Annotated in this window: 1 protein-coding gene; it reads left to right on the forward strand. The window is 68.2% G+C overall.

All coding sequences use genetic code 11. The annotated features are described in order from the left end of the window. Positions 1 to 105: 105 nt before the first annotated feature. Positions 106 to 2,506 (forward strand): condensation domain-containing protein (locus AB0937_RS38465; RefSeq protein ID WP_366718855.1); only part of this gene is annotated, 2,401 nt, incomplete at its 3' end.

The following is a 2,506-nucleotide window of genomic DNA, read 5'->3' on the forward strand; positions in this document are numbered from 1 at the left end:
CGGGGTGTGGTGGCGGCGAGTGTGGTGCCGTCGTTGTTGGGGGTTTTGGATCCGGGTGAGTTTGCGGGTGTGGCGCGGGTTGTGGTGGGGGCGGAGCCGATTGGGGTGGGGTTGGCGGGGGTGTGGTCGGCGGGTCGGACGTTGGTGAATACGTATGGTCCGACGGAGACGACGGTGATGGTGACGGCGGGGGAGGTGGATGGGTCGGGGCCGGTGGTGTCGATGGGGGCGCCGGTTGCTCATTCGCGGGTGTATGTGCTGGATGGGGGTTTGCGTCCGGTGCCGGTGGGTGTGGTGGGGGAGTTGTATGTGGCGGGTGCGCAGGTGGCGCGGGGGTATGTGGGGCGTCCTGGTTTGACGGGTGAGCGGTTTGTGGCGTGTCCGTTCGGTCCGGCGGGTGGGCGGATGTATCGGACGGGGGACCGGGTGCGGTGGTCGGCTGAGGGCCGGCTGGTGTTCGCGGGGCGTGCGGATGAGCAGGTGAAGATCCGGGGGTTCCGGATCGAGCCGGGTGAGGTCGAGGCGGTACTGGCCGCGCACCCGGCGGTGGCACAGGCGGTTGTGATCACCCGCGAGGATGTTCCCGGGGACAAACGCCTGGTGGCGTATGTGGTGGGGGATGCGTCGGAGTCCGAGCTGCGCGACTTCGTGGGTGAGCGGTTGCCGCAGTACATGGTGCCTTCGGCGGTCGTGGTTCTTGAGGCGCTGCCGTTGACGGTGAACGGCAAGCTGGACCGCAAGGCGCTGCCCGCACCGGAGTACGTGAGTGGCGGGGGCCGCGGTGCGGTGTCGGTGCAGGAGGAGATCCTGTGCCAGGCCTTCGCCCAGGTCCTCGGTCTCGACGAGGTGGGTGTCGAGGACGACTTCTTCGCTCTCGGCGGCCACTCGTTGCTGGCGACCCGGCTGGTCAGTCGGGTGCGTGCGGTGCTGGGTGTGGAAGTGGCCCTGCGGACCCTCTTCGAGGCGTCTACGCCGGCCGGGCTCGCGGCGCGGCTGGGTCAGGCGGACACGGCGCGTCCGGCTCTGGTGGCGGGGGAGCGCCCGGAGCGGGTGCCGCTGTCGTACGCGCAGCGCCGGCTCTGGTTCATAGGGCAGTTGGAAGGCCCGAACTCTACGTACAACATCCCCATCGGGGTCCGACTGAGCGGAATGCTGGACCAGCAAGCGCTTGAGGATGCGCTGCGGGATGTTGTCGGGCGTCATGAGGTCCTGCGGACGGTGTTCGCGGTGGCTGACGGTGAGCCGTATCAGCGGATCCTGTCGGTCGAGGAGAGCGGCTTCGCACTGACGGTCACCGATGTGAGCGTGGAGGAGCTGGACGCGGCAGTGGCGGAGGCGGCCCGGTATGCCTTCGACCTGAGCGCGGAGATCCCCGTCCAGGCACGTCTGTTCAGGGCCGGTCCGGACGAGCATGTCCTGACCCTTGTGGTGCATCACATTGCGAGTGATGGGTGGTCGTCCGCTCCGCTGGAGCGGGATCTGACGTCTGCTTATGCGGCGCGGTGTGAGGGGCGTGCCCCCGAGTGGGCGCCGCTGCCGGTGCAGTACGCCGACTATGCGTTGTGGCAGCGCGACATGCTCGGGTCCGAGGAGGATCCGGAGAGTGTGTTGTCGCGTCAGGTGGGGTTTTGGCGTGAGGCGTTGGCGGGGGTGCCGGAGGAGTTGGCGTTGCCGTATGACCGGTCGCGTCCGGCGGTCGCGTCGCATGAGGGGCATGCGGTGGGGCTGGAGGTGCCGGCTGGGGTGCATGCGCGGTTGCGTGAGGTGGCGCGTGAGCGTGGCGTGACGGTGTTCATGGTGTTGCAGGCGGCGCTGGCGGTGACGTTGTCGCGGGTGGGTGCGGGCACCGACATTCCGATCGGTTCGGCGGTCGCGGGCCGTACGGATGAAGCTCTGGACGACCTGGTCGGATTCTTCGTGAACACGCTGGTGGTGCGGACCGATGTCTCGGGCGATCCGACGTTCGCGCAGGTGCTGGAGCGGGTGCGGGAGACGAGCCTGGCCGGGTTCGGGCATCAGGACGTGCCGTTCGAGCGGCTGGTGGAGGAGCTGGCGCCGGCGCGTTCGCAGGCCCGGCACCCGTTGTTCCAAGTGATGCTGACGTTGCAGAACAACGCCCAGGCGGTCGTCGACCTGCCCGGGTTGCAGACATCGGGAGTGCCGGCCCGTCGGAGGGGGGCAGGGGGGTCGCCCGGGGCAGCGACGGCCAAGTTCGACCTGGATGTCGTGGCCAGTGAGGTATTCGACGCCGAGGGCACTCCGGCTGGTTTGCGGGGTGTTTTGATCGCTGCCACTGATGTGTTTGATGCGGGGACGGCTGAGCGTTTGGTGGGGTGGTTCGGTCGTTTGCTGGAGGGTTTGGTTGCGGATCCTGATGTGCGGGTGGGGGGTGTGGAGTTTCTTGATGAGGGTGAGCGTGGGTTGGTTTTGGGGTGGGCTGGTGGGGGTGGGGATGTGGTGTTGGGTGGGGGGTTGTCGGTGGTGGAGTTGTTTGAGGCGCAGGTGG

This window comes from Streptomyces sp. NPDC047880, assembly GCF_040706515.1.
Lineage (GTDB): Bacteria > Actinomycetota > Actinomycetes > Streptomycetales > Streptomycetaceae > Streptomyces.